22 protein-coding genes are annotated in these 21258 nt (G+C 70.6%); 10 read left to right on the top strand and 12 right to left on the bottom strand.

Annotated features, from left to right (window positions below):
* Positions 1-25: 25 nt before the first annotated feature.
* Positions 26-781 carry a MerR family transcriptional regulator gene (locus IE307_RS12305; protein WP_191298028.1) on the top strand — a complete coding sequence of 252 codons (756 nt, stop codon included), beginning with the start codon at positions 26-28 and terminating at the stop codon, positions 779-781.
* Positions 782-808: 27 nt separating this feature from the next.
* On the opposite strand, the gene IE307_RS12300 is transcribed toward IE307_RS12305, so the two are convergent.
* The 5 genes from IE307_RS12300 to IE307_RS12280 all read right to left on the bottom strand — a co-directional run bounded on the left by IE307_RS12300 (position 809) and on the right by IE307_RS12280 (position 3471).
* Entirely contained in the window at positions 809-1360 is a 552-nt protein-coding gene (locus IE307_RS12300; RefSeq protein ID WP_191298027.1) for a type 1 glutamine amidotransferase domain-containing protein, read from the bottom strand.
* A gap of 9 nt (positions 1361-1369) precedes the next feature.
* Positions 1370-1993 carry an alpha/beta fold hydrolase gene (locus tag IE307_RS12295; protein WP_229904643.1) on the bottom strand — a complete coding sequence of 208 codons (624 nt, stop codon included), beginning with the start codon at positions 1991-1993 and terminating at the stop codon, positions 1370-1372.
* A 29-nt stretch (positions 1994-2022) separates the two neighbouring features.
* A complete protein-coding gene (locus IE307_RS12290; RefSeq protein ID WP_268250369.1) occupies positions 2023-2316 on the bottom strand; it encodes a DUF2516 family protein in 294 nt (97 codons plus the stop codon).
* A gap of 103 nt (positions 2317-2419) precedes the next feature.
* A complete protein-coding gene (locus tag IE307_RS12285) occupies positions 2420-3088 on the bottom strand; it encodes a RelA/SpoT AH/RIS domain-containing protein (RefSeq protein WP_229904642.1) in 669 nt (222 codons plus the stop codon).
* 5 nt (positions 3089-3093) lie between these two features.
* Entirely contained in the window at positions 3094-3471 is a 378-nt protein-coding gene (locus tag IE307_RS12280) for a helix-turn-helix domain-containing protein (RefSeq protein WP_189159062.1), read from the bottom strand.
* A gap of 113 nt (positions 3472-3584) precedes the next feature.
* Between IE307_RS12280 and IE307_RS12275 the strand changes: the two genes are divergently transcribed.
* Together IE307_RS12275 and IE307_RS12270 are read left to right on the top strand one after the other, a co-directional pair.
* Positions 3585-4652 (top strand): methyltransferase domain-containing protein, encoded by a 1068-nt coding sequence (locus tag IE307_RS12275; protein ID WP_191298025.1) that lies wholly within the window; start codon positions 3585-3587, stop codon positions 4650-4652.
* Between the two features lie 72 nt (positions 4653-4724).
* Positions 4725-6740: an NACHT domain-containing protein gene (locus tag IE307_RS12270; RefSeq protein WP_191298024.1), complete on the top strand. Its 2016-nt coding sequence runs from the start codon at positions 4725-4727 to the stop codon at positions 6738-6740.
* Here the strand turns inward: IE307_RS12270 and IE307_RS12265 are convergent.
* From IE307_RS12265 to IE307_RS12255, 3 genes are read right to left on the bottom strand one after another with little or no spacing between them, the layout of a single operon-like run.
* Complete coding sequence (locus IE307_RS12265; RefSeq protein WP_191298023.1) at positions 6676-8910, bottom strand: FtsX-like permease family protein; 2235 nt, start codon at positions 8908-8910, stop codon at positions 6676-6678. The two genes, IE307_RS12270 and IE307_RS12265, sit on opposite strands and share 65 nt — an antisense overlap.
* The gene (locus tag IE307_RS12260) at positions 8907-9581 is read right to left on the bottom strand and encodes an ABC transporter ATP-binding protein (RefSeq protein WP_191298022.1); all 675 of its coding nucleotides are present in this window, start codon (positions 9579-9581) and stop codon (positions 8907-8909) included. Before IE307_RS12260 ends, IE307_RS12265 begins: the two co-directional genes overlap by 4 nt.
* A complete protein-coding gene (locus tag IE307_RS12255) occupies positions 9578-10102 on the bottom strand; it encodes a PadR family transcriptional regulator (protein WP_191298021.1) in 525 nt (174 codons plus the stop codon). Before IE307_RS12255 ends, IE307_RS12260 begins: the two co-directional genes overlap by 4 nt.
* An 86-nt stretch (positions 10103-10188) precedes the next feature.
* Here IE307_RS12255 and IE307_RS12250 point away from each other — a divergent pair, with 86 nt between their 5' ends.
* Positions 10189-10674: a CGNR zinc finger domain-containing protein gene (locus tag IE307_RS12250; RefSeq protein ID WP_229904641.1), complete on the top strand. Its 486-nt coding sequence runs from the start codon at positions 10189-10191 to the stop codon at positions 10672-10674.
* Here IE307_RS12250 and IE307_RS12245 read toward each other — a convergent pair.
* Positions 10647-11894 (bottom strand): DUF445 domain-containing protein, encoded by a 1248-nt coding sequence (locus IE307_RS12245; protein WP_373305991.1) that lies wholly within the window; start codon positions 11892-11894, stop codon positions 10647-10649. The two genes, IE307_RS12250 and IE307_RS12245, sit on opposite strands and share 28 nt — an antisense overlap.
* Before the next feature lie 158 nt (positions 11895-12052).
* Between IE307_RS12245 and IE307_RS12240 the strand changes: the two genes are divergently transcribed.
* The 5 genes from IE307_RS12240 (at position 12053) to IE307_RS12220 (ending at position 18071) form a co-directional block, all read left to right on the top strand.
* On the top strand, positions 12053-13216 hold the full coding sequence (locus IE307_RS12240; protein WP_191298020.1) for a pyridoxal phosphate-dependent aminotransferase: 1164 nt from the start codon (positions 12053-12055) through the stop codon (positions 13214-13216).
* Positions 13217-13313: 97 nt separating this feature from the next.
* Positions 13314-13844: an RNA polymerase sigma factor gene (locus tag IE307_RS12235; protein ID WP_191298019.1), complete on the top strand. Its 531-nt coding sequence runs from the start codon at positions 13314-13316 to the stop codon at positions 13842-13844.
* Positions 13841-14200, top strand: a complete 360-nt coding sequence (locus IE307_RS12230) for a hypothetical protein (RefSeq protein ID WP_191298018.1) — start codon at positions 13841-13843, stop codon at positions 14198-14200. The genes IE307_RS12235 and IE307_RS12230 overlap by 4 nt, the downstream gene beginning before the upstream one ends.
* On the top strand, positions 14197-16446 hold the full coding sequence (locus tag IE307_RS12225; RefSeq protein WP_191298017.1) for a CHAT domain-containing protein: 2250 nt from the start codon (positions 14197-14199) through the stop codon (positions 16444-16446). Before IE307_RS12230 ends, IE307_RS12225 begins: the two co-directional genes overlap by 4 nt.
* An 812-nt stretch (positions 16447-17258) precedes the next feature.
* A complete protein-coding gene (locus IE307_RS12220) occupies positions 17259-18071 on the top strand; it encodes a hypothetical protein (protein ID WP_191298016.1) in 813 nt (270 codons plus the stop codon).
* A gap of 297 nt (positions 18072-18368) precedes the next feature.
* On the opposite strand, the gene yczR is transcribed toward IE307_RS12220, so the two are convergent.
* The gene (gene yczR / locus IE307_RS12215) at positions 18369-19805 is read right to left on the bottom strand and encodes a MocR-like transcription factor YczR (RefSeq protein WP_191298015.1); all 1437 of its coding nucleotides are present in this window, start codon (positions 19803-19805) and stop codon (positions 18369-18371) included.
* Positions 19806-19866: 61 nt separating this feature from the next.
* Here yczR and yczE point away from each other — a divergent pair, with 61 nt between their 5' ends.
* Positions 19867-20520, top strand: a complete 654-nt coding sequence (yczE, locus tag IE307_RS12210) for a membrane protein YczE (protein WP_191298014.1) — start codon at positions 19867-19869, stop codon at positions 20518-20520.
* Here the strand turns inward: yczE and IE307_RS12205 are convergent.
* Positions 20471-20998 carry a Clp protease N-terminal domain-containing protein gene (locus IE307_RS12205; RefSeq protein WP_229904640.1) on the bottom strand — a complete coding sequence of 176 codons (528 nt, stop codon included), beginning with the start codon at positions 20996-20998 and terminating at the stop codon, positions 20471-20473. The genes yczE and IE307_RS12205 overlap by 50 nt on opposite strands.
* Positions 20995-21204: a helix-turn-helix domain-containing protein gene (locus IE307_RS12200; protein WP_191298013.1), complete on the bottom strand. Its 210-nt coding sequence runs from the start codon at positions 21202-21204 to the stop codon at positions 20995-20997. The genes IE307_RS12205 and IE307_RS12200 overlap by 4 nt, the downstream gene beginning before the upstream one ends.
* Between the last annotated feature and the right edge of the window lie 54 nt (positions 21205-21258).

Below are 21258 nucleotides of genomic sequence, written 5' to 3'. Positions count from 1 at the left end.
TCCAGAGCGCGAAGGGGGAACCGGAATGGCCTGGTCGATCGCCCAGGTGGCCCGGATGTCGAAGGTGACGTCCAGGACGCTGCGGCACTACGACTCGATCGGGCTGCTGCCGCCGGCCTGGATCGGCGACAACGGTTACCGCTACTACGAGAAGGAACAGGTGCACCGCCTGCAGCAGATCCTGCTGCTGCGCGACCTGGGCCTGGGCCTCGACGTGGTGGCGGAGATGCTCAACGGCACGGACCAGCTGACCGTCCTGCGCGACCACCACCGGTGGCTGCAGGGCGAACGACAGCGGCTGGACCGGCTGGCGAGCACCGTCGCGCGGACCATCGCGGAACTGGAAGGAGGGGACGAGATGAAGATGGAAGAGCTGTTCGACGGCTTCGACGCGAAGAAGCAGGAGCGCCACGAGGCCGAGCTCGTCGAACGCTACGGCGACGGGGTGAAGGAGCACCTCGCCGAGAGCAAGGCGAAGCTGAAGGGCTGGACCCGCGCGGACGCGGACCAGTTCATGGCGCAGTGGCGGGAGATCGGCGAAGGGCTCGGCGCGCTGTTCACCGCGGGCACGGCGATCGACGCTCCCGAGACGCAGGAGCTGATCGACCGCCACTACCGCTGGATCTGCCTGAGCTGGACGCCCAACCGGGAGTCCTACAAGGGCCTCGGCGACCTCTACGTCGACTCGGACGAGTTCCGGGTCAACTTCGAGGTCGGCGGCGACAACATGGCCGAGTGGCTGCGTGACGCCATGGCGCACTACGCGGACACTCGCCTGTAGACGAGTGCCGGGAGCTGCAGATCCCGGCTACTCGGACAGCCCGAACACCTTCAGGGCCGCCCGGTTGAACGCCGGCAGGTCGTCGGGGTTGCGGGAGGTCACGAGCTTCCACCCGTTCATGTCGCACACCCTGACCTCCTCGTCGGCCCAGTCACCGCCCGCGTTGCGGATGTCGGTCTGCAGGCTCGGGAACGAGGTCAGCATCTTGCCGCGCACCACGTCCGCCTCGACGAGCAGCCACGGTCCGTGGCAGATCGACGCGATCGGCTTGCCCGCGGCGACCAGGGCCTTCACCAGCTCGACGGCGTCGCTGTCCATGCGCAGGAAGTCCGCGTTGGCCACGCCGCCGGGGATGACCGCGCCGTCGTAGTCGTCCGCGCTGGCGTCGGCGAAGGTCGTGTCGACGGGGAACGCGTCGGCGGGCGTGAGGTGGTTGAAGCCGCGCACCTCACCGAGCTTCGGCGCGAGCAGGCGCGGCACTCCGCCGGCCTTCTCGACGTGCGACCACGGATCGGTGAGCTCGATCTGCTCGATGCCCTCTTCCGCGACCAGGAACGCGATCTTCTTCTGTTCAGCCATGCACTTCGGCTACCCGGCGAAGAAGGAGACCAACCTGTGCCTGATCTCGCCGCGGTGGGTGATCATCGGCGAGGGCGAGTCGATCAGCCACAGCTCACCGCCGGGGAACGCCGCCGCCGTCTCCTTCGCCACGTCCTCGGGGTGCAGCGGGTCGCCCACAGCCCCGATGACCAGCACCGGAGCGGACACGGCGGCCAGCGCGGACGCGTCGGGAACGGCCACCTGGCCCGGCAGCTGCTCGGCTGCGGCCTCGAGGCGCTGCAACGCGGCGCGCCGCTCGGCCACGTAGATCGGGGGCCCGGAGGTCAGGTCGGAGAGCTGTTGCAGCGTGAACGGCGAGCGGGGCCGGTCGAGCACCGCGGGCAGCAGCAGGGCGACGCGCTGGAAGCGGTCGGGTTCGAGCGACAGCAGCCGGACCAGCGCACCGGCGCCCAGGGACACGCCCACGGCGTGATCAGCGGGAACCGTGCCCAGGTCGGCAGCGATCCGGCCGTAGTCCCAGTACCCGGCGGGGGCGTCCGGTGCGTCGCCGTGCGACGGCAGCGTCACCACGACACGGGTGCCGGGGAGCCCCGAGGCGGGGATCCGCGCCTCACCGGGCGTGGCTCCGAGACCGTGGGCGACCAGCGTCACCGGAGATCCGGAGCCGTACGAGTGCGTGATCACCAACGCGGGCCGCGCTGGACCTCGATCAGCTTCGGGCGCACGTCCACCATGTAGACGAGCACCGCGATGAGTCCGGCCAGCCAGAAGATCGACCCCACGCCACCCGGCCCGAACAGCAGCAACGCCGCCGTGCCACCACCGGTGATGCCGAGCCAGGCCGGCTTGGTCATGCGTTCGATCGCGGTGTACGCGTCGACGCGCTGGGTCAGCGCATGGAAGAACGCGAACAGCCCCATGATGCTGAACCCGACGTCGAACACGAAGTACACGACGGTGTCGAGGTACCAGATGCTGAAGATCGGGATTTGGAACACGCACCCAGACTACGTGCACGCACGACGGGAGGGGAGCAGCCCTCTCGGACTGCTCCCCTCCCGGTGGTGCCTCAGCGACTCACTTGGCGGTGTTCGGCGTGGTCTTCTTCGCCGCGGCCGTCGTGGTCGTGGTGGTGCGGGTCGTCGTCGCCGGCTTGCGCGGAGCGGTGCGGGCGGCGGTCTTGCGGGCGGTGCTGCGGACCTCGTGCGCGGCCTCGCCACCGACCTCGACGATCTCCTCGGCCAGCTTCTCGGCGGCGTCCTCGACCTCGAGGGCGACCTTCTCGCCGACCGAACGGGTGCGGCGGGTCACCTTGCCGAGGACGTCGTCCGCGAGGACCTTGGCGTCGGCGGCGGCGGACTCGGCGCGCTTCTGCGCGGCCTCGACGGCCTGCTCGACCTGCACCACGGCCTGCTTGACCTGCGGCTGGGCCTTGATCTGCTCCAGCGTCTGCTCGCCCTGGTCGGCGAGGTAGGTGTACAGGTTCACCGCGGAGGCGGTGTAGGCGTCGACGAGCTTCTTGAGCTCGGCCGGCTGCAGCTTCTCGCGCAGGTCCTTGAGCTCGTTCGGGATGTCGACGGCCTGGGTGCGGGCCTCGTCGGCGCGCTCCTTGGCCTTGCCGAGGGCCTCGACCACGGCCTTGGCGGCGAGGTCACCGGCGCCGAGGGCGGCGAGCAGCGCCTGGCGTGCGGCGTGGGCGCCCTGCTCGGCGGCCTTGCGAACGTCGTCCTGGGTGAGCTTCGGCATGGAGATCAGTCCTCCTTGTCAGTGGCGGTGTTCTCCCGCCGGAAAGATTCGTAGACGTCGAGCAGCACCTGCTTCTGCCGCTCGGTCAGATCGGTCGCGGCGACGATGGCGTCCGCCAGCGCACCGCCTTCGCGTTGCTGGAGGATCCCGGCCTCGACGTAGAGCACCTCGGCCGAGATGCGCAGTCCCTTGGCGATCTGTTGAAGGATCTCCGCGCTGGGCTTGCGCAGTCCTCGCTCGATCTGGCTGAGGTAGGGGTTGGAGACACCCGCCTGCTTCGCCAACTCCCGCAAGGAGATCTTGGCGGTGTTGCGCTGCTCGCGGATGTACTCACCGATGTTGCGGCCGAGGTCCGCGACTGCTTTGTCGATGGACTTGTCCACTGTTCTCGCTCCCGTTCCTCGTGACACCAACGGTAGCGACGAGTGCTAGCTGTTGCAAGCACCCTGCTAGCAATCGCTGCGTGGGCTCCGCCACAGGGCTATCGTGGGGTCACATGGACGACGCCGCGGCCCTGCGGGCCGAGCTGGTGGACCAGATGCTCGGCGCCGGAGTGCTGCGCGACCCCCGGTGGCACAACGCGTTCCGCGCCGTTCCCCGGCACGAGTTCCTGCCGCACTTCTACCGCCTGGTGCCGAGCGGCGACTGGGAACGCGTCGCCTCGGGTGACCCGGAATGGCTCGAACTCGTCTACGTCGACGACGCGTGGGTAACCCAGTTCGACGGCGACGACACGGTGACCGGCGGCACACCGACCAGCTCGTCGAGCATGCCCACGATCATGGCGATCATGCTGGAGGCGTTGGAAGTCCACACAGGACAGTCGATCCTCGAGGTTGGCACGGGCACCGGGTACAACGCCGCTCTTCTGTGCCACGCCCTGGGTTCTGACAACGTCACCACGGTCGACGTCGACCCGAACATCTCGGAGCGAGCGCAAGAACGTTTGCACGACAACGGTTTCTTCCCGACCTGCGTGACGGGTGACGGCGCGCTCGGCCATCCGGGGCGCGCCCCGTACGACCGCCTGCTCGCCACCTGCTCCGTCTCGGCCATCCCGACCGCCTGGCTGGAGCAGACGCGGCCGGGCGGTCTGGTGGTGACGACGTTGCACCGCCCGATCGGCGCGGGACTGGTGCGGATCACCTCGAACGGCGACGGCACCGGCGAAGGCCGCGTGCTCACCGAGGACGGGCGCTTCATGCCGTTGCGCGCGCACGCCCTCCCCCCGCTGGTCGTCGGAACGGGCGAGTTCGACCGCCGCGCCACCACCCTGCCGTTCGGCACCGTGCTCGACAGGGCGAATCCGTTCGAGTTCTTCGCGGGCACCGCTCTGCGGGACGTCGTCACGGGGCCCAACCGGTTGGCCCATTCGGACGGTTCGTGGGTGCACCACCGCGGTTCGCACGTCGAGCAGGGCGGCCCGCGGCGGCTGTGGGACGCCGTGGAGGACGCCCTGGCGCAGTGGCGTGACCTGGGCGAACCGCGCCGCGACCAGTTCGGCGTCCGGATCGGGACCGACGGCCAGCGCCTGACGCTCGGCGACCTGAGCTGGCATCTGTGATCAACAACTGAACGTCACGACACGGGTCACTGAATCGACCCCGGGCGGATGCGGTGCGTCATGATGCGTCGCATGTCCCGATTCCGTCAGCAGGCGTTGCTGACCGGCTGCGTGCTGACCGCGTTGCTCACCGCGGCCGGGCTGTTCGTCACCGACCACGGCATCAACCCGCACCTGTGGCTGATCGTGCTCGCGCTGGCGTTCCTGGGCTTGCTGGCACTGCTCGACCCCTGGCTCCGCCGGCGGCACAACGCCGAGCTGAGCACCGACGAGCACCTCGACGCGGCGTGCCGGGCGCTCGCCACCGGCCTGCAGGCGCAGTGGAACGAGGAGGTCCGCTCCCGCGGCCTCACCGACCCGGACGTGCTCGACCTGCACTGGATCGCGCCCGAGCAGGACGTGAGCTCCGAGCCCGACGCCCCGCCCGGACGCAGCGACGCTGCGGTGGGCGCGTTCGAACGGCAGATCAACCGGCGGTTGGTGATCATCGGCGAGGCCGGCACCGGCAAGTCGACGGTCGCGATGCTGCTGACGTGCGGTCTGCTGGACCGGTACGACGGCGGCATGGTCCCGGTGCTGCTGCCCCTGTCGACGTGGAACCCGGCGGTCGAGGACGTCCGCACGTGGCTCACGCGCAGGCTCTACGAGGACCACCCGGCGCTGCGCAACACCGAGCTGTACGGCAGCTACGCCGGTGATCTGCTCGTCGAGCAGCACCTGGTCCTGCCCGTGCTCGACGGCCTGGACGACGTCCCCGGCCACCAGCGCGCGGACGCCCTCGCCCGCATCGCGAAGGCGTTCGGGAACCGGCCGCTGGTGCTGACCTGCCGCACCGCCGAGTTCGTGCAGGCCGTCCACCTCGCCGGTCCGCTGCCGGGCGCGGACGTCGTCGAACTGGCCCCGCTCGACCTGGACGAGGTCGCCGCCTACCTGCGGGCGAGCGCCGACAGCTGGGGCGCCGCGCGCTGGGAGCCGGTGTTCATCCAGCTGCGCGAGGAACCGGACGGCAGGCTCGCGGACGCGCTCTCCACGCCGCTCACGATGTGGCTGGCCAGCATCGTCTACGCCGACAGCGAGGCCGAGCCGACCGAACTGCTCGACCGCGGCCGCTTCCCCGACGCGCGGGCGATCTCGGACCACCTCTGCGACGAACTGGTGTCGCGGGCATTCGGCAACAGGGCGTTCGCGCACCACGCCAAGGCCTCCCAGGTCTGGCCGCGGGACAGGGCCCGCAAGTGGCTCGAGTTCCTCGCCCACGAGATGCGCGACCGCGGCATCCGCGAACTGGCCTGGTGGGAGCTCCGCCGCTCGGTCGGCCGCACGTGGCTCGCGGTGCTCGGCGCGCTGGTGCTGGGCGCGATCGGCGGGTTCGGCGTCGGCTGGCTGATGGCGTACTCGATCACGCCGTCGATCGCGCCGATCACCGGTCTCGTCGCGGGCATCGGTGTCGGCGCGGCCGCGCTGACCGCGTCCCACGAACGCAAGACCAAGCCACGCCTGGGGATCTGGCGCAGCCTGCTGCTCGTGCCGGGGGTCATCGGACTCGCCGCCGGGCTCGTCTTCGGTGCCCTGTACGGACTTTCCGCCGGACTCGTGGTCGGCCTCGGGCTCGCCGTGGCGATCGCGCTGCGGTTCGCGTTGTCCAGCGCCGCCGAGCTCTCACAGGCTTCCAGTCCTCAGTGGACGATGGCCCGCGACCGGATCGCGGTGTGGACCGGATCTCTCGTGCTGGCCGTGGTGTTCGGCTCGGCGGCCGCGCTGGTGTTCGGTCCCGGCCAGACCGGCATGGTCGGGCTGGGACTCGCGTCCGGGCTGATGCTCGGGTTCGCCCTCGCCGTGCTGCACCTGCGCTGGTGGTGGTTCACCGTCGCGCGGATCTGGTTGGCACTGCGCGGAAAGCTGCCCTGGGAGCTGATGGTGTTCTTGGAGGACTCACGCAAGCTCGGCGTGCTCTGCCGGGCGGGAGCCTGCTACCAGTTCCGGCACGGACTGGTGCAGGACCGCCTGGCAGAGCACGAGGTGATCACTCGGTCCGCAGGCCAAGTGCTCCGGTCGCCCTTCTCAGCGAAGGCAACGTCAGAGCAGTGACCGCGAGCACCAGCGCCACCGAGGCGCCGGTGAGCGTGGCCATGCCCTGCCAGTCGTAGACGACCTCCGCGTCGAACACCCGCACGACCATCACGCCGAGCAGGACACCGGTGCCCACCGCGATCGTCGTGGACAGCACCAGCGGCACGCCGTTCTGCCACAACAACGACCGCGCGAGGATGCCCCGTGGCACCCCGCTGGCAGCCATGACGGCGAGCGAACGCCGTCGCTCCCGCACCTGTTCCAACGCCATGACCAGCAGCGACGCGCCCGCGAGCAGCAGCGTGAGCACCGAGCCCGCGATCAGGGCCCGCCGGACCGCGCCGAAGACCAGCTCGACCTCCGCCGTGTCGTCCTGGCCGTAGAAGTACGCGTGCACCCGCCAGCTGTACGGGGCGATGGCGTTGCGCATGTGCTCGGCGGCGTCCGGCACCGCGAGGTCCAGCTCGGCCTGGAACTGGGGCTTCTCGCCGGAGAGGTCGAGGCCCGTGGCCGCCGCCGGGGTGAGGAAGACGCCGGGCGCGGTGCCGGGCACCTCCGCGAGCTCGGGCACGGTCCACGGGCTCTTGCCGCCGACCATCACCACCTCGCCGGGCCGCGCCTCAGCCGTGCCCCGCGCGAACCTCACCAGGTAGGCCTTGCCGTCCGTGCAGTCCGTGACCTCCGCCTGGGCCTTCAACGCCGCACACGTGCCGACGGACACGTTCGTCACGCGGCCGTCCGGCAGTTTCGCGAAGGTGCGGTCGAGCACGTGCACGGCCCGCACGCCGTCGCTGGCCGCCACCGCGTCCTTGAAACCCGCGGTGTCGAAGTCGTCCTTGGGCGTCAGCGTGACGAAGTTGTGGGCGACGTCCCGCTTCTCCTCGGCGAGCACGTCCTTCTCCACGCTCGCGATGAGCACCTGCAACGTCACCGTGCCCGCGAGCACCACGGCCACCCCGCCGACGACCCGCGCCGCCGTGCCCGCGTCGAGCTGCAGCCTGCGCACCGCGAGTTGCAACGCGGGCGTCGCGCCGCGCATCCAGCTCACGACCCGCTCCACGAGCCACGGCAGCATCACCGGGATGCTCAGCATCAGCAGCACCACACCGGCGATCACGTAGAACTGGAACCGCGAGTCCTTGTCGCCGATGGCGCCGAACTGGCTGACCAGCAGCGCGATTCCGGCGACCGTCGGCACGAGGCGCCACCACAGCCTGCGCCGCACCGGCTTCTGGTGCCGGACCACGCCGAGCGGTTCGATGATCGTGCGGCGCATGGCGAACAGCGACGTGAGGACCGCGAGCACCGGCACCGCCACCAGCACCAGCGCCGCGAGCTCCGGTGTGGGCAGGAGGTCGGCGGGGAAGATCGCGACCTCGGCGATGGAGATGTCGTCGGCCAGCGGCCGGGCCGCGAAGAAGAACCCGATGCCGAACACGAGCCCGGTGAGCGCGCCGACCAGCGTCTCGCCGGACGCGATCAGCCGCACCCGGCTCGCGGCCGCGCCGACCAGCCGCAACGCGGCGAGCCTGCGGTCGCGCTGGGCCGCCGCGAGCCGGGTCGCCACGCCGACGAACACCAGCACGGGGAACAGCAGCACGACGATGCCGACGAGGCTGAGCATCCACAGGATCGGTTCGGGGGCCTGGCGTTCGTAGGTCTTCCCGAACGCGTAGACCCTGTTGCTCTCGTCCTCGGCGATCGTGGTGTCGCCCGCGTAGAACAGCAGGTCGTGCGGCCCGATCAGACCCGCCTGGCTGATGGTGCCGATGACCTTCTGCGGGAACCGCGGCTTGAGCAGCCCGGCGTCCGGCGAGGCGAGCAACTCCGCGAGAGCGGGCGACACGACGATCTCGCCGTCCCCGGGCAGCCGCTCGAGCCCCGGCGGCACCGGAGCGTTCTGCGCGCGCACGTTGACGTAGTTGCCGGCGATGTCCAGCGAACGGAAGTGGACGTACATCTCCTCCATCAGCAACGGCGCCGGCCCGGTGCCCTGCGCCACCTCGTTGAGGGAGTCCGCCCGGTCGTCGCGCACCTTCAGCGCGTTCGGGATCGCGGCGGCGAGCAGCAGCACGGCCACGCACAGCCCGATGCCGATGCCCTGCAGCGCGAGCCGGCCCCACGACTTCCGGCTGCCCCCGACGGCCAGCCGGACGCCGAGGGCCAGATCGCCGATCACCTGGGTCATCGAACGAACTCCACGTCCCTGGCCTTGCCGTCGCGCACGACGACCTCGCGGTCGGAGTAGGCGGCGACGCGGGCCTCGTGCGTGACCAGCACGACGGCGGCACCGGTCTCCCGCGCGGCCGACGTGAGCAGGTGCATCACCCGCTCGCCGTTGAGCGAGTCGAGCGCGCCCGTCGGTTCGTCGGCGAAGATCACCTTCGGTGCGGTGACCAGCGCCCTGGCGATCGCCACGCGCTGCCCCTGACCACCCGAGGTCTCACCGGGCCGCTGGTCGGCGACGCCGTCGACCTCCAGCTTGGCCATCCAGTCCTTCGCGGCGCGTTCGGCGTCCTTGCGCTTCATGCCGCTCAGCCGCAACGGCAGTGCGACGTTCTCCAGGCAGGTCAGCTCCGGCACCAGCTGGCCGAACTGGAAGACGAACCCGAAGTCGGTGCGCCGCAGCTCGCTGCGCTCGCGGTCGGACATCGAGGTGAGCTCGCGGTCGCCGTAGCGGACCACGCCGGAGTCCGGCGGCAGGATGCCCGCGATGCAGTGCAGCAGCGTGGACTTGCCGGAGCCGGAGGGACCCATCACCGCGACGATCTCACCGGCGCGGATCGTGAGACCGGCGCCTTCGAGAGCATGGGTCTTCCCGAACGACTTGTGCAGGTCCTGCGCGACCAACAGGCTCATTTCCCGACCTCCTGGGCGAGCTTGTCGAGCCGGGCCGCGGTCAGTTCGAGCCACCGCAGGTCGGCTTCGAGGTGGAACAGGGCGAAGTCGCAGATCAGCTGGTCGGCGAGATCGCCGTCCGCCTTCCGCTTCGTCAGGTCGCGCATCACCGAGAGGTGCGCGGCGCGCTGGGTGTCGAGCACGTCGGTCGCGCTGCGGCCGGACAGCAGGGCCAGCACGACCTTCGAGTAGAGGGTGTTCTGGAGGTACGGCTCCGGCTTCTCCGGCGTGCCGAGCCAGCGCTCCACGTCGGTGACGCCGGCGTCGGTGATCGCGTACCGCTTGCGCTCCGGGCCGTCACCCGCCTCGACGCCCGCCTCGGCCACGAGGCCGTTCTTCAGCAGTCTCGACAGGGTCGAGTACACCTGGCCGTACGCCAGCGGCCGGTCGTGGCCGAAACGCTCGTCGTAGGCGCGCTTCAGGTCGTAACCGTGCCTTGGACCGCCTTCCAGCAGGCCCAACAGTGCGTGTCCGATCGCCATGCGGAGCACTATACACCCGGTGTATACACCCGGTGCATTCCTCGGACGGCCTGACGGCTGCCCGCCGCGACGCCTACAGTGGTGGGGTGACTGGTCTGACTGTCGGCTGGGATCACGACGTCGAGCTGCTGCTCGACTTCCTGAACACTCGACACGTACTGGACAGTGAAGCCTCCTGGCGCGCATGGGTGACCGAGCGCGGCCTCGGGCGGAGCAGTGAAATCACGCAGGCGCGCGCGGCTCGTGCGGCACTGCGGTCGTCCATCGAGGGGTCGTCAGGGCCTCAGACGGCGGCGGGCGTCGTGCACATCGAGCTGACCGACGGCGTCCCGGTGCTGTCGAGTTCGGACGCGCTCGGCGCGGTGCTCGCCGCGTCGGCCCGCCTCGCCGTGCTGGGCTCGTGGGAACGCTTCAAGATCTGTCCCGCCGACGACTGCCAACGGGCGTTCTTCGACCGTTCGCGCAACCGCTCGCGCACCTGGTGCTCGATGCAGGTGTGCGGCAACCGCGAGAAGGCCCGCACGTTCCGAAAACGAACGAGAGCTCAGAACAGCACGTTGGCCACGGTGTAGATCACCAGGCCGGCGAGCGCGCCGACCACGGTGCCGTTGATCCGGATGAACTGCAGGTCCCTGCCGACCTGCAGTTCGATCTTGCGCGAGGTCTCCTCGGCGTCCCAGCGCTCGACCGTGTCCGTGATCAGCGTGGTGATCTCCGCGCGGTAGTTGTTCACGACGTACCCGGCGGCCTGCTCCAGCCAGCCGTCGACCTTGGCGCGCAGTTCCAGGTCGTCGGTGAGGTTGGTGCCGAGCGTGATCAGGCCCTGCGTGACGCGCTTGCGCAGCTCGCTGGACGGGTCCTCGGCGGCGTCGATGAGCATCTTCTTGGCCGTGCCCCACGCGCTGCTGATGACCTTCTGCACGTCCGGGTGGTTGATTACCTGCTGCTTGACCTGCTCGGCCTTCTGCATGGTGGCCGGGTCGCTCTGCATGTCGGTGGCGAACTCGATCATGAACTGGTCCACCGCGAGCCGCATCGGGTGGTCGACGTCGGTCTTCACCGCCCACGCGAAGTTGACCAGCTCGGTGTAGACCTTGTCGCCGAGCAGCGCGTCGACGAACTTGGGCGACCACGTGGGCGCGCGGTCGGTCACGATGAGGCTGACCTTGTCGGAGTTGTCGCGCACCCACTCGTAGGCGCGGTCGCACATGAGGTCGACGAGCTTGTGGTGCGCCCCGTCCGTCAGCACCTGGCCGAGCAGCTTGCCCAGCGGCGGCCCCCAGGGCTTCTCCGTCACCCGCTTGACGATCACCTGCTCGACGACGGCCTGGACCTCCTCGTCCTTGAGGACCGTGATCGCGCCCTTGAGGACGTTCGCGAGCTCGTTGGTGATCCGCTCGGCGTTCTCCGGCTGCTTGACCCAGGCACCGGCGCGTTCCGCGATGCCCGCCCTGCGCAGCTTGTCCTGCACGACCTCGGGGCTGAGGAAGTTGACGCCGACGAAGTCGCCGAGCGTCTGCCCGAACATGTTCTTGCGCTCGGGGATGATCGCGGTGTGCGGGATGGGCAGGCCCAGCGGCCTGCGGAAGAGCGCCGTGACGGCGAACCAGTCGGCCAGCGCGCCGACCATGCCTGCCTCGGCAGCGGCCCGCACGTAGCCGACCCAGGCGCCCTCGAAGGCGTGGGTTCCGAAGAAGATGACCGTGGCGCCTATCAGGAAGCTCGTCGCGACGAGCTTCATCTTGCGCAGGTCGGTGCGCTTCTGCTGGTCAGCGGCGGTCAGTTGCTCCACGGGTCCATTGTCCGTCAACTCCCGCACTGCTCGCCGATCTTGTCGCCCCGGCTTCCGACCGGAAGGCGTTCCCGGACCGCGGAATCGTCTCGGCGATTTCTCACATCCGGGGGAGCCGGACTTCCCTCGGCACGCGATCCGGGTGAAGATCCTGCGTTGTGCGGGTACCAGCGCTAGTTCCCCGGTTGCAGCCGTTCACTTCGACCATCTTCGCGGAGATGACAGGGCTGGCCGTGCAGCACGACGCCGTCAACCTCGGTCAGGGCTTCCCCGACACCGACGGTCCGGAGTCGATGCTCGCGGCGGCCCAGTCGGCCATCGGCTCGGGGGTGAACCAGTACCCGCCCGGTCCGGGCATGCCGGTGCTGCGCCGCGCCGTCGCCGCCCACCGGTCGCGGTACGGGACGTCGTTCGACCCCGACACCGAGGTCCTGGTGACGGTCGGTGCGACCGAGGCGATCGCGGCCTCGCTGCTCGCCCTGGTCGAGGCCGGTGACGAGGTGATCCTCATCGAGCCGTACTACGACTCGTATGCGGCCTCCGTGGCGATGGCCGGGGCGAGCAGGGTGACCGTCGGCCTGCGCGAGGACGCGTCCGGGCGGCTGGCGCTGGACGTGGACACCCTGCGCGCGGCCGTCACGCCCCGGACGAGGGCGATCCTGGTCAACTCGCCGCACAACCCCACCGGCACGGTGTTCCGCTTGGAGGAACTCCAAGCGATCGCCTCCCTGTGCGTCGAGCACGACCTGCTCGCGATCACCGACGAGGTCTACGAGCACCTGGTGTTCGACGGGCTCGTCCACATCCCGCTGGCCTCGCTGCCGGGGATGGCGTCACGGACGTTGTCGATCTCCGGCGCCGGCAAGACGTTCAACTGCACCGGCTGGAAGATCGGCTGGGTGTGCGGCCCCGCCGAGCTGGTCTCGGCCGTGCGCGCGGCCAAGCAGTTCATGACCTTCGTCGGCGGTGCGCCGTTCCAGCCCGCCGTCGCCCACGCCCTGACCGCCGAGCTGGACTGGGTCACGGGACTGCGCGACTCCCTCGCGTCGAAGCGCGCGCGTCTGGCCGAGGGGCTGCGTGCGGCCGGTTTCGAGGTGCGCTCGTCGGAGGGCACGTACTTCATCTGCGCCGATGTCCGTCCTCTGGGCTACACGGACGGTCTGGCGCTGTGCCGGGACCTGCCCGCCAAGATCGGCGTCGCGGCCGTGCCGGTGCAGGTGTTCACGGACACGCCCGACCAGTGGAAGCACCTGATCCGCTTCGCGTTCTGCAAGCAGGACTCGGTGATCGATGAAGCCGTGGAGCGGCTCCACAAGCTCTAGTTGTCCACAGGTGTGGATGAGTTCCTCCACAACTGTGGACAAACCCTCTTTCGGGTGAGGGGTGGAGCCTCAAGTCCGGAGTTCGACTCCAAATGGCATGGACTCGAACACTGAGGTTCTCGTGGGGTGGCGTTCCGGCCTCTGCGGCTGGGACGCCTTGGTCGAGCGGTACTCCCGCCTGGTCTGGTCGGTGCCCAGATCGTTCCGCCTGAGCCAGGCGGACTCCGCCGACGTCTACCAGTGCACGTGGCTCTGCCTGGCAGAACACTTGAAACGCCTGCGCGAGCCCGAGCACCTGGCGGCGTGGCTGGTCCGTACCGCCACGCGCCAGTCGATCGCGGTCCTGCGCACCAGGGGCCGGGAGGTCTCCTACGACCTGTGGGAGCCCGCGTCGGCCTCGCCGGCACCCGACGAGGTCGTGATCACCAACGAACGGCAGCGCCGTCTGTGGTCCGCGCTCATGACCTTGAACGAGCGGTGCCAGCGCCTGCTGCGGATCGCCGCCCACAGCCCCGAACTGAGTTATGCACAGGTTGCGGACGCCCTGGGGATAAAGGTGGGGAGCGTTGGTTCCACACGCACCCGGTGCCTCTCCGACCTGCGGCGGAAGCTGGAGGGCCTGCGATGAGGGACTCGCTGCTCGACGAGATCGCCGGTCTGTTCGGCTCGGACGTCCCACCGCCCGCCCTCGTCCCGAACCCCACCGGCCTCGAGCCGATGACCCCTGTGGACGAACCGGTCCGCGGCCCGTCCCGGCAGCTCGCGTTCCACGTCGGCGCCGGTCGCCTGCACCTCCAGCTCGATCCCGGCCGCCTGACCGGCGTGCTGGACGACAGCGCCGCCTCCGTCGAGGTCTGCTCGCCGACGGCCGTCCTGGTCCTGCGGCCCGACGCCGAGGGCTGGTTCCGCACGGGCGTCCGGCCGGGGCCGGTGTGCGTGACCGTGCCCGAGCTGGGCCTCACGACGGGCTGGTTCGTGGCGTGAGCGCCAGCGCCGATCCGCGGACCACGATCGCGACTACCGAGGTCCGCGGCACGAGACCCCAGCGCGCCGACGCACTGCACGACCTCAGCGTCGCCCACGTCGAGCTCGGTCACCTCGACGTCGCCGCCCGGTTCGCCCGGCGCGGGCTGCGGCTGACCGGCGAGGCGCGGTTCCACCTCATGCTCGCGTGGATCGACCTGGACCGGGGTCGCCGCCGGCAGAGCCTGCGGCACCTCGACGAGGCGACACCGCACCTGCGCGGCCGGGAGCTGGCGAGGGCGCGGTGCCTGCGCGGGCTGCACCTCTGCCAGTCGGCCGAGCCGCGGCTGGCCATCGCGGAGCTCACCGCCGTCGTCAGGGAACTGCGCCGGTACGGCGACCAGCGCTGGCTGGCCAACGCGCTGATCGGGCGCGGGATCGCCCGCTGCACCGCCACCAAACTCCTCGCCGCCGACGCCGACTTCGCTTCCGCGCACAGCCTGCTCACCGCCATCGGCGAACCGGGACGTGCGGCGATGTGCCTGCACAACAGGGGGTTCGTGGCGATGCTCGCCGGGGACCTGCCGCTCGCGCTCCGCAGGTACGAGGAGGCCGCGAAGGCCGGTCTCGACTCCACGAGCCGGCCGGAGGCGCTCGTCGACCGCGCCGAGGCCCTGCTCGCGGCCGGGCTCACCACCGAGGCAAGACAGGTCCTCGCACCCGCGGTGGAGTTGCTGCGGCGCTGCAACCGGCACGTGCCCGAGCTGGCGGTGCTGAGTGCGCGGTGTGCCCTGCGCGACGGCGATCCCGGCCCCGCTCGACGGCTGGGCGGCACGGACGTCGAGTTCATGCTGGCCGCCGGGAAGCTCGACGCCGTTGCCGCGCACCGGTTTCGCGGGCCCGCCCAGACGCGGGCGCTCGGCTGGCTCGCCCAGGCGCGCCGGTCGGACCGGCGGGGCGCGCTGGCGGCGTGCCGAGCGGGGCTCAAGGTGCTCGACGAGCACCACGGCGATTGGCCTCGCCGCGAACTGACCGGGCACGCGCTCGGCCTGGCCCGAACGGCTCGCGAGGTGCTGCGGTGGTCAGAACACCACCGCGCCTCCGTCGCCCTGCCTCCTGACGATCCCGAACTCGCGCGAGCGCTCACGAACCTGCGCCGCGCGCGAGCGTTCGGGCTCCCGGTCGAGGCGCTGGAACGGGACGTGCGGAGGCTGACCCTGGCCTCCACGTCACGGGCGAGACCGGGTGCAGTGACTCCGGCGGACCTGCCCGTGGTCAGCTTCATCGTCCATGAAGGACAGATGAGGGCGGTCACGCTGATCGATGGCCGCGCCCGGATGCGAGTGGTTCCCGAACCGGCCGAGCTCGTCCGCACCGCCAAGCTCGCGCTGCAGGCGGGCCGGACCGTCACCACGGACCTGCTGCCGGACGCCGAAGAGGTCGTCGTAGTCCCGGACGGCGTGCTGCACGAGATGCCGTGGGCGGCGCTCGGCCGGCGAGTCCACGTCGTACCGTCGCTGCGGTACTGGCGGCCGGACAGCCGCGAAGGACATCGGTTGTGGGTCACCGGCCCGAACCTGGAGAACGACGAGGTGCCCGCGCTCCAGCAGGAGCACGGCGGGACCATCACGGCGTCCACTGTGGAATCGGTGCTGCGAGGCCTGGAAGGCGCGAAGGTCGCGCACATCGCGGCGCACGGGCACGTCCACCCCGGCAACCCGCTGTTCTCCCACCTCGACCTGCGGGACGGCCCGCTCTACGGCTACGACATCGCCAGGATCGGGAACCCGCCCGAGGTCGTGGTCCTGTCGGCCTGCGAGTCCGGGCTCGCCCGCGCCTTCCTCGACGCGGGCACCAGGGCCGTGATCGCCAGCGTGCTGCCGGTGCCGGACGCGCGGGTCGGTGAGGCCATGGCCGAGGTCCACCGCAGGATCGGCCACCCGGTCGAGGCCGCGCAGGCCGTCGCCCACCTGGGCTTCAGCTGCTACGGCACCGGCACCAGGGTGGCGGCGTGCAGGGCCGCGGCGAAGGAGGTGCCGGTGCAGAGCAACTGCGAGGAGCCGACCGCGGCCGGCACGTCGACGCCGGACGCGACCACGTCCACCCAGGGTCCGCGCCCGGAGAAGTCGGCCGTGGCGCCCACGGCCGTCACCGCGGGCAGGGCCGCCGGCCACCACGGACGGTCCGAACCGCCGTTGCCCGCCGCGGCCACGACGTTGCCGCCGCAGGAGGCGAGGACCGGCGGGCAGAGGTCGTCGAACGAGTAGGTGCCGGAGGCGACCAGGACCACCGGCAGGTCGCGGGTGGCGCGCAGGGCCGCGGCGAGGGTCAGGTCGTCGCCGAAGCCCGAGTCGCACAGGACGGGGAACGGGCGGACCGAGGCGCCGTGGTGGCGCAGGACGCCGGCGACCAATGTGCCGTGCGGAGCGTCGAGAGGGGTGTCGAGCAACGCGACCGTGCCCTCGCCGAGCAACTCCGGAAGGCGTTCGCCGACCACCGGTCTGGAGGTGCCGATCATGATCGGGCAGGCGAGGTGGACGTGGTTCGGAGTGGCCCCCACGTCGGCGGCCACCTCCGCCACGCGCGTTCGTTCGGACGCTTTCAAGTACATGCGGATGGCGCCGGAAGCGATCTCCTCGTGCGAGTAGATGCCGCGCAAGCGCTTGCGCACAGTGGGTGCGTCCGGCGGCAGGACGATCAGTTCCCCCGAACGGAGCAAGCACTCGTTCGGACCCGCGCGATCGTGCACGACCACGGGGCCGAGTGCCTGGGAGGCGTGATCGACCAGCTCAGAGAGGCTGTTGACCTGCTTTGGCGCGTCCACATCGGACACCATCCCGCGCCGCGACACGGTCCACAGGGGACCGACGCGCAAAGTCACTCGATCCGATGACGACACTGAGGGTGTCGGTGCCTGGTCGGCTGGACACGGACAGCCGCACGAGACCGCCCTTCCGGGTGTTTAACGCCGAGTTCGTTCGCAAAGTCATTCACCGGTGCTAGACATAGCTCTACGTCGACCTCCGACGGCGCTTCGTGCGTTGAGGGTGACCCGAAACGGTGGACGGGTGGTGATCCTGTGGCAGGTGGTGGAGTTCGTGCACTGCTGCTGCGGACCGCTGCGCTCGGCGGGCTGACCGCCGCCGCCTGGTTGCTGAGCGGGACGTCCGCGTCCGCCAGCCCCGAGGAACCCCCGGCCGTCGAGATCACCGCCGACGTCACCACCGAGACCCCGCAACTGCGGGAGGACCCGGCGGGCTGGGCGGAGGCCTTCACCGCGTCGGTGCTCGAGAAGCAGCCGCCGGTCCGGATCGTGCCGCCGCCCGTCGTGATGCCCCCCGTCGTGACGCCGCCCGTGCAGGAGCCCGAGGAGCAGCCGCAGGACGAGGGCCCGGTCCTCGACTTCACCGGCGGCTCGCAGGGCAACACCCGCTCCGGCTCCGTCTCGAACGAGGCACCGCCCGAGGTCGTCGCGGCCAAGGCTCAGGTCCGCGCCGCCAAGATCGCCGCGAAGCTCGCGGCCGCACTGCCCGCACCGCCGCCACCGCCGCCGCCCGCACCGCCCGTCGTGGTGCCGAAGCAGGCCGTGCCCCTTTTGCCCGATCTTCCGGTGCCGGCTCCCGTGAAGACCGAACCCGCGCCGGTGAGCGACCTCACGTGGTCCGCTCCCGGCCCGGAGGCGCCGCTGCCCACCCCGCAGCAGGCGCCCGTGGTCGCGACGGCCTCCGCGTCGTCCGGCCACACCGACAACTCCGGCGGCACGCGAGGCGTGCTCGCCGTTCTGACGTCGCACGACTCGCTCTTCCCGGCCACCACGTGGTCGGTCGAGGAGCGTCGCGACGGCACTGCGCCCGGCAGCATTCCGGGTCTGCCCGCCACGTCACCCGACTGAGTCCGACAGGACAAGTCTGCCCTCTGCGCGATTTGTGACCGTTCCGTTCCGTCGCGCCAGTAACTCCGCATCACATTTCCCGTTGTACGCAAGGAACCCAGTCTTCCTGACCTGCCAACCGCGCCCTGGCAGGTCGGGTCTGGTCCGAGTGCCGCGCTGCCCCCGCAGTCTCGGACCACACGGGAAACCTGCGGGCGGGGGACGCCAATCCCTGGGTCGTCCCCCTCCGCAGGCCACCCGGTTGTGTGATTACGTCGGCCCGGTCTCCCCCGCTGCGGGAGACCGGGCCGACGTGTCTCACGCGACAGGCAGCGACAGGTCGGCGTCCGCCGGAAAGCCTGTTCCTGCAACGGTTGCAGCAACCACACCCAAACGGCCGATCGCCTCGCGCAACACTTCGGGCGACTGCGTGTACGGCACTCGGAGCATCTGCTCGCAGCCCCCGTGCACCGCGAACCGGGGACCGGGGACGAGCCGCAGGCCGTGGTTCTGCGCCACCACCGCGATGCGCGTGCTCACCGGGCCGTCGAGCGCACACCACACTCCGAGCCCTCCGGCCGGCACCGAAAAGCTCCACTGTGGACAATGTTCGCGCAACGCCGCGACCGCCACGTCCCGCTGCGCGAGCGCCTCCGCCCGCCGTTGCCTCAGAACGCTTTCCGGCGACTCCAGCAAGGCGGCCAGCACGAGCTGCTCGAACACCGGGGTGCCCAGGTCGATCGCCGCCCGCGTCGACAGCAGCCGGTGCACGATCTCCGCGGACGCCCTGATCCAGCCGATCCGCAGGCCGCCCCAGTGCGACTTGCTCGCGGATCCCAGCGTCACCACCGAATCACCGCCGAACACGGCCATCGGCAGGGGCTCCGGCGAGCCGTCCAGCGCGAGCTCCACCAAGGTCTCGTCGACGACCAGTGGAGTGCGCGCCTTGCGCAGCACAGCGGTGAGCGCCTCCCTCGACTCGGACGACATCCGCAGTCCGGTCGGGTTCTGGAACTCCGGGATCAGGTAGGCCAGCCGGGGGCCCGCCTGGCGCAGCGTGGCCTCGAAACCGTCGAGGTCCCACCCGTCGGCCAGCATCGGGACGGGGACCGGAACGCCGAACGACGCCCGCACCGCCTCCAGCGCGTTGGGGTAGCTCGGCTGCTCCACCAGCACCCGGTCACCGGGTCCGACGAAGAGCCGCAGCACCAAAGCCCACGCGTGCTGCGCCCCGGACGTCACCACGATCTGGTCGGGCGAGGTCGGCAGGCCGCGGGCCGCGTACCGGTCCGCGATCCGCTGCCGCAGCACCGGAAGTCCCCGTTCGTCGTACCCGTGCGACGCGAGGTGCTCCGGCATCTGGCCCAGGGCGACGTCCATGGCGAGGCGCACCGACGGCAACGCGGGCGGCGCGGCACGGGACAGGTCGATCAGCGTGTCGTCCACGCCCGTGATGCCACCGCCGGCCCCGACCGGTCCGTTGATCCACGACCCGGCCCCGCGCCGCGACTCCACCACGCCCTCGGCCCGCAGCTGGTCGAGCGCGGCGGTGATGGTGGTGCGGCTCACAGGCAGCGCGTCGGTCAGTTCCCGTTCGGACGGCAACCGGGTCCCGACGGGCAGCCGTCCGTCCGCGACCAGCAGTTTCAGCGCCGAGACGAGATCGACGACGCACTGCCGGGGTCCGCCGCGACGCCATTCGCCGAGCAGCCGCGCGAGCCGGGCACCGGATATACGTCCACCTGGTGGGAGCATGAAGCCAATTATCCCGAATTGGCTATGGATTACCAGGCCAATCGAGGCGCAACATGGCCACATGGCCTCCATGACCGCACTCCACCAGGTCTCCGTCCGGATCTCACCCGCCCGTCGCCTCCCGCAGCTCTTCGCAGGTCTGTGGCTCTACGGCACGAGCATGGCGATGCAGATCCGCGCGACGCTCGGCCTGAACCCGTGGGACGTGCTGCACGAGGGCCTGACGAAGCTCACCGGTCTGAGCTTCGGTCTGATCACCGCCATCACCGGCGTCCTGGTGCTGCTGGCCTGGATCCCGCTGCGGCAGAAGCCGGGCATCGGCACGATCGCGAACGTCGTGGTCATCGCCGTCAGCGTCGACGTGACGCTCGCGATCCTGCCCGCGCCGGAAGGCCTCCTGCCCAGGATCGTGTTCCTGACCCTCGGCATCGTGCTCAACGCCGTGGCGTTCGCCGCGTACGTCGGCTCCCGCCTCGGACCGGGCCCGCGCGACGGCCTCGTCACCGGGTTCTGCCGCCGCACGGGCATCTCGCTGCGCGTCGTGCGGACCGTGCTCGAACTGATCGTGCTCGGCACCGGCTGGCTGCTCGGCGGCACGGTCGGCATCGGCACGGTCCTCTACGCCCTCGGCATCGGACCGCTCGCGCAGCTGTTCCTGCCCGCGCTCACCTGGCGCGAGCGCTCGCGGCCCACTTGCGGATCTCCGCGTACGTGACGCCCCGCTCGTTCAGCACCTCGGCCACGATTCCCTTGCCCTGCAACAAAGCCAGCAGGACGTGCTCCACACCGAGGTAGTTGTGGCCGAGGTCGCGCGACTCGCGCAACGAGTTCTCGAGCGCCTTCTTGAAGTCCGTTTCGAGTGGCATCCCGAACCACCGCCTGCGCGGACCCGGCCGCAACACCCCGCTGCCGAGCGACTGCTCAGCCGACTCGATCACGGCGTCGACGTCGATTCCCAAGCCCCGCAACGCTTCCGCGTCGGCCTTGGTCAGCCCGCCCTTGCGCCGGTAGTCCCGGAACGCCGAATCGAGCTCGTCGCGCGACAGGTCGAACCCGGCCAGCGCCGGCGCGTCGAGCACCGCCAGCAGCAGGTGCTCCACCCCGACCTCGGCCGCGTGGACGCGTTCCGCCTCCTTCACCGCGGCCTTGACGGCCTCGCGGGCCTCCTTGGTGAACCGCTCCGCGATCATCATCGCCCCCCGTGCTTCTTGTGGACCGCTTGGCGGGACACCCCGAGTTCCGCCGCGATGTCCTGCCACGACCAGCCCTGCGCCCGCGCACTGCGGACCTGGGCGGCCTCCAGATGTTCCAGCAGTCGCCGCAACGCGCTGACGGCCCGCAACCCGACCTTCGGGTTGTGGTCCCCAGCCGCTGTGGCGAGATCCGTCGCTTCCGTCATGACGTCAACGTACGTTGACAACGCCCGTTCGTCAACCGAAGTTGACACGTACGG

The sequence above is a fragment of the Lentzea cavernae genome (assembly GCF_014653695.1).
In the GTDB taxonomy this organism is placed as follows: Bacteria; Actinomycetota; Actinomycetes; order Mycobacteriales; family Pseudonocardiaceae; genus Lentzea; species Lentzea cavernae.
The sequence above is the reverse complement of the archived record's forward strand: the minus strand, read 5'-3'. Positions and strand labels throughout refer to the sequence as shown.

Coding starts and splice junctions, on each gene's coding strand:
- IE307_RS12230 (WP_191298018.1), top strand. CDS start 13,841: ATGAGGGACTCGCTGCTCGACGAGATCGCCGGTCTGTTCGGCTCGGAC.
- IE307_RS12275 (WP_191298025.1), top strand. CDS start 3,585: ATGGACGACGCCGCGGCCCTGCGGGCCGAGCTGGTGGACCAGATGCTC.
- IE307_RS12265 (WP_191298023.1), bottom strand. CDS start 8,910: ATGACCCAGGTGATCGGCGATCTGGCCCTCGGCGTCCGGCTGGCCGTC.
- IE307_RS12270 (WP_191298024.1), top strand. CDS start 4,725: ATGTCCCGATTCCGTCAGCAGGCGTTGCTGACCGGCTGCGTGCTGACC.
- IE307_RS12205 (WP_229904640.1), bottom strand. CDS start 20,998: ATGATGATCGCGGAGCGGTTCACCAAGGAGGCCCGCGAGGCCGTCAAG.
- IE307_RS12305 (WP_191298028.1), top strand. CDS start 26: ATGGCCTGGTCGATCGCCCAGGTGGCCCGGATGTCGAAGGTGACGTCC.
- IE307_RS12285 (WP_229904642.1), bottom strand. CDS start 3,088: ATGCCGAAGCTCACCCAGGACGACGTTCGCAAGGCCGCCGAGCAGGGC.
- yczR (WP_191298015.1), bottom strand. CDS start 19,805: ATGCTCCCACCAGGTGGACGTATATCCGGTGCCCGGCTCGCGCGGCTG.
- IE307_RS12255 (WP_191298021.1), bottom strand. CDS start 10,102: ATGGCGATCGGACACGCACTGTTGGGCCTGCTGGAAGGCGGTCCAAGG.
- IE307_RS12300 (WP_191298027.1), bottom strand. CDS start 1,360: ATGGCTGAACAGAAGAAGATCGCGTTCCTGGTCGCGGAAGAGGGCATC.
- IE307_RS12200 (WP_191298013.1), bottom strand. CDS start 21,204: ATGACGGAAGCGACGGATCTCGCCACAGCGGCTGGGGACCACAACCCG.
- IE307_RS12235 (WP_191298019.1), top strand. CDS start 13,314: ATGGACTCGAACACTGAGGTTCTCGTGGGGTGGCGTTCCGGCCTCTGC.
- yczE (WP_191298014.1), top strand. CDS start 19,867: ATGGCCTCCATGACCGCACTCCACCAGGTCTCCGTCCGGATCTCACCC.
- IE307_RS12260 (WP_191298022.1), bottom strand. CDS start 9,581: ATGAGCCTGTTGGTCGCGCAGGACCTGCACAAGTCGTTCGGGAAGACC.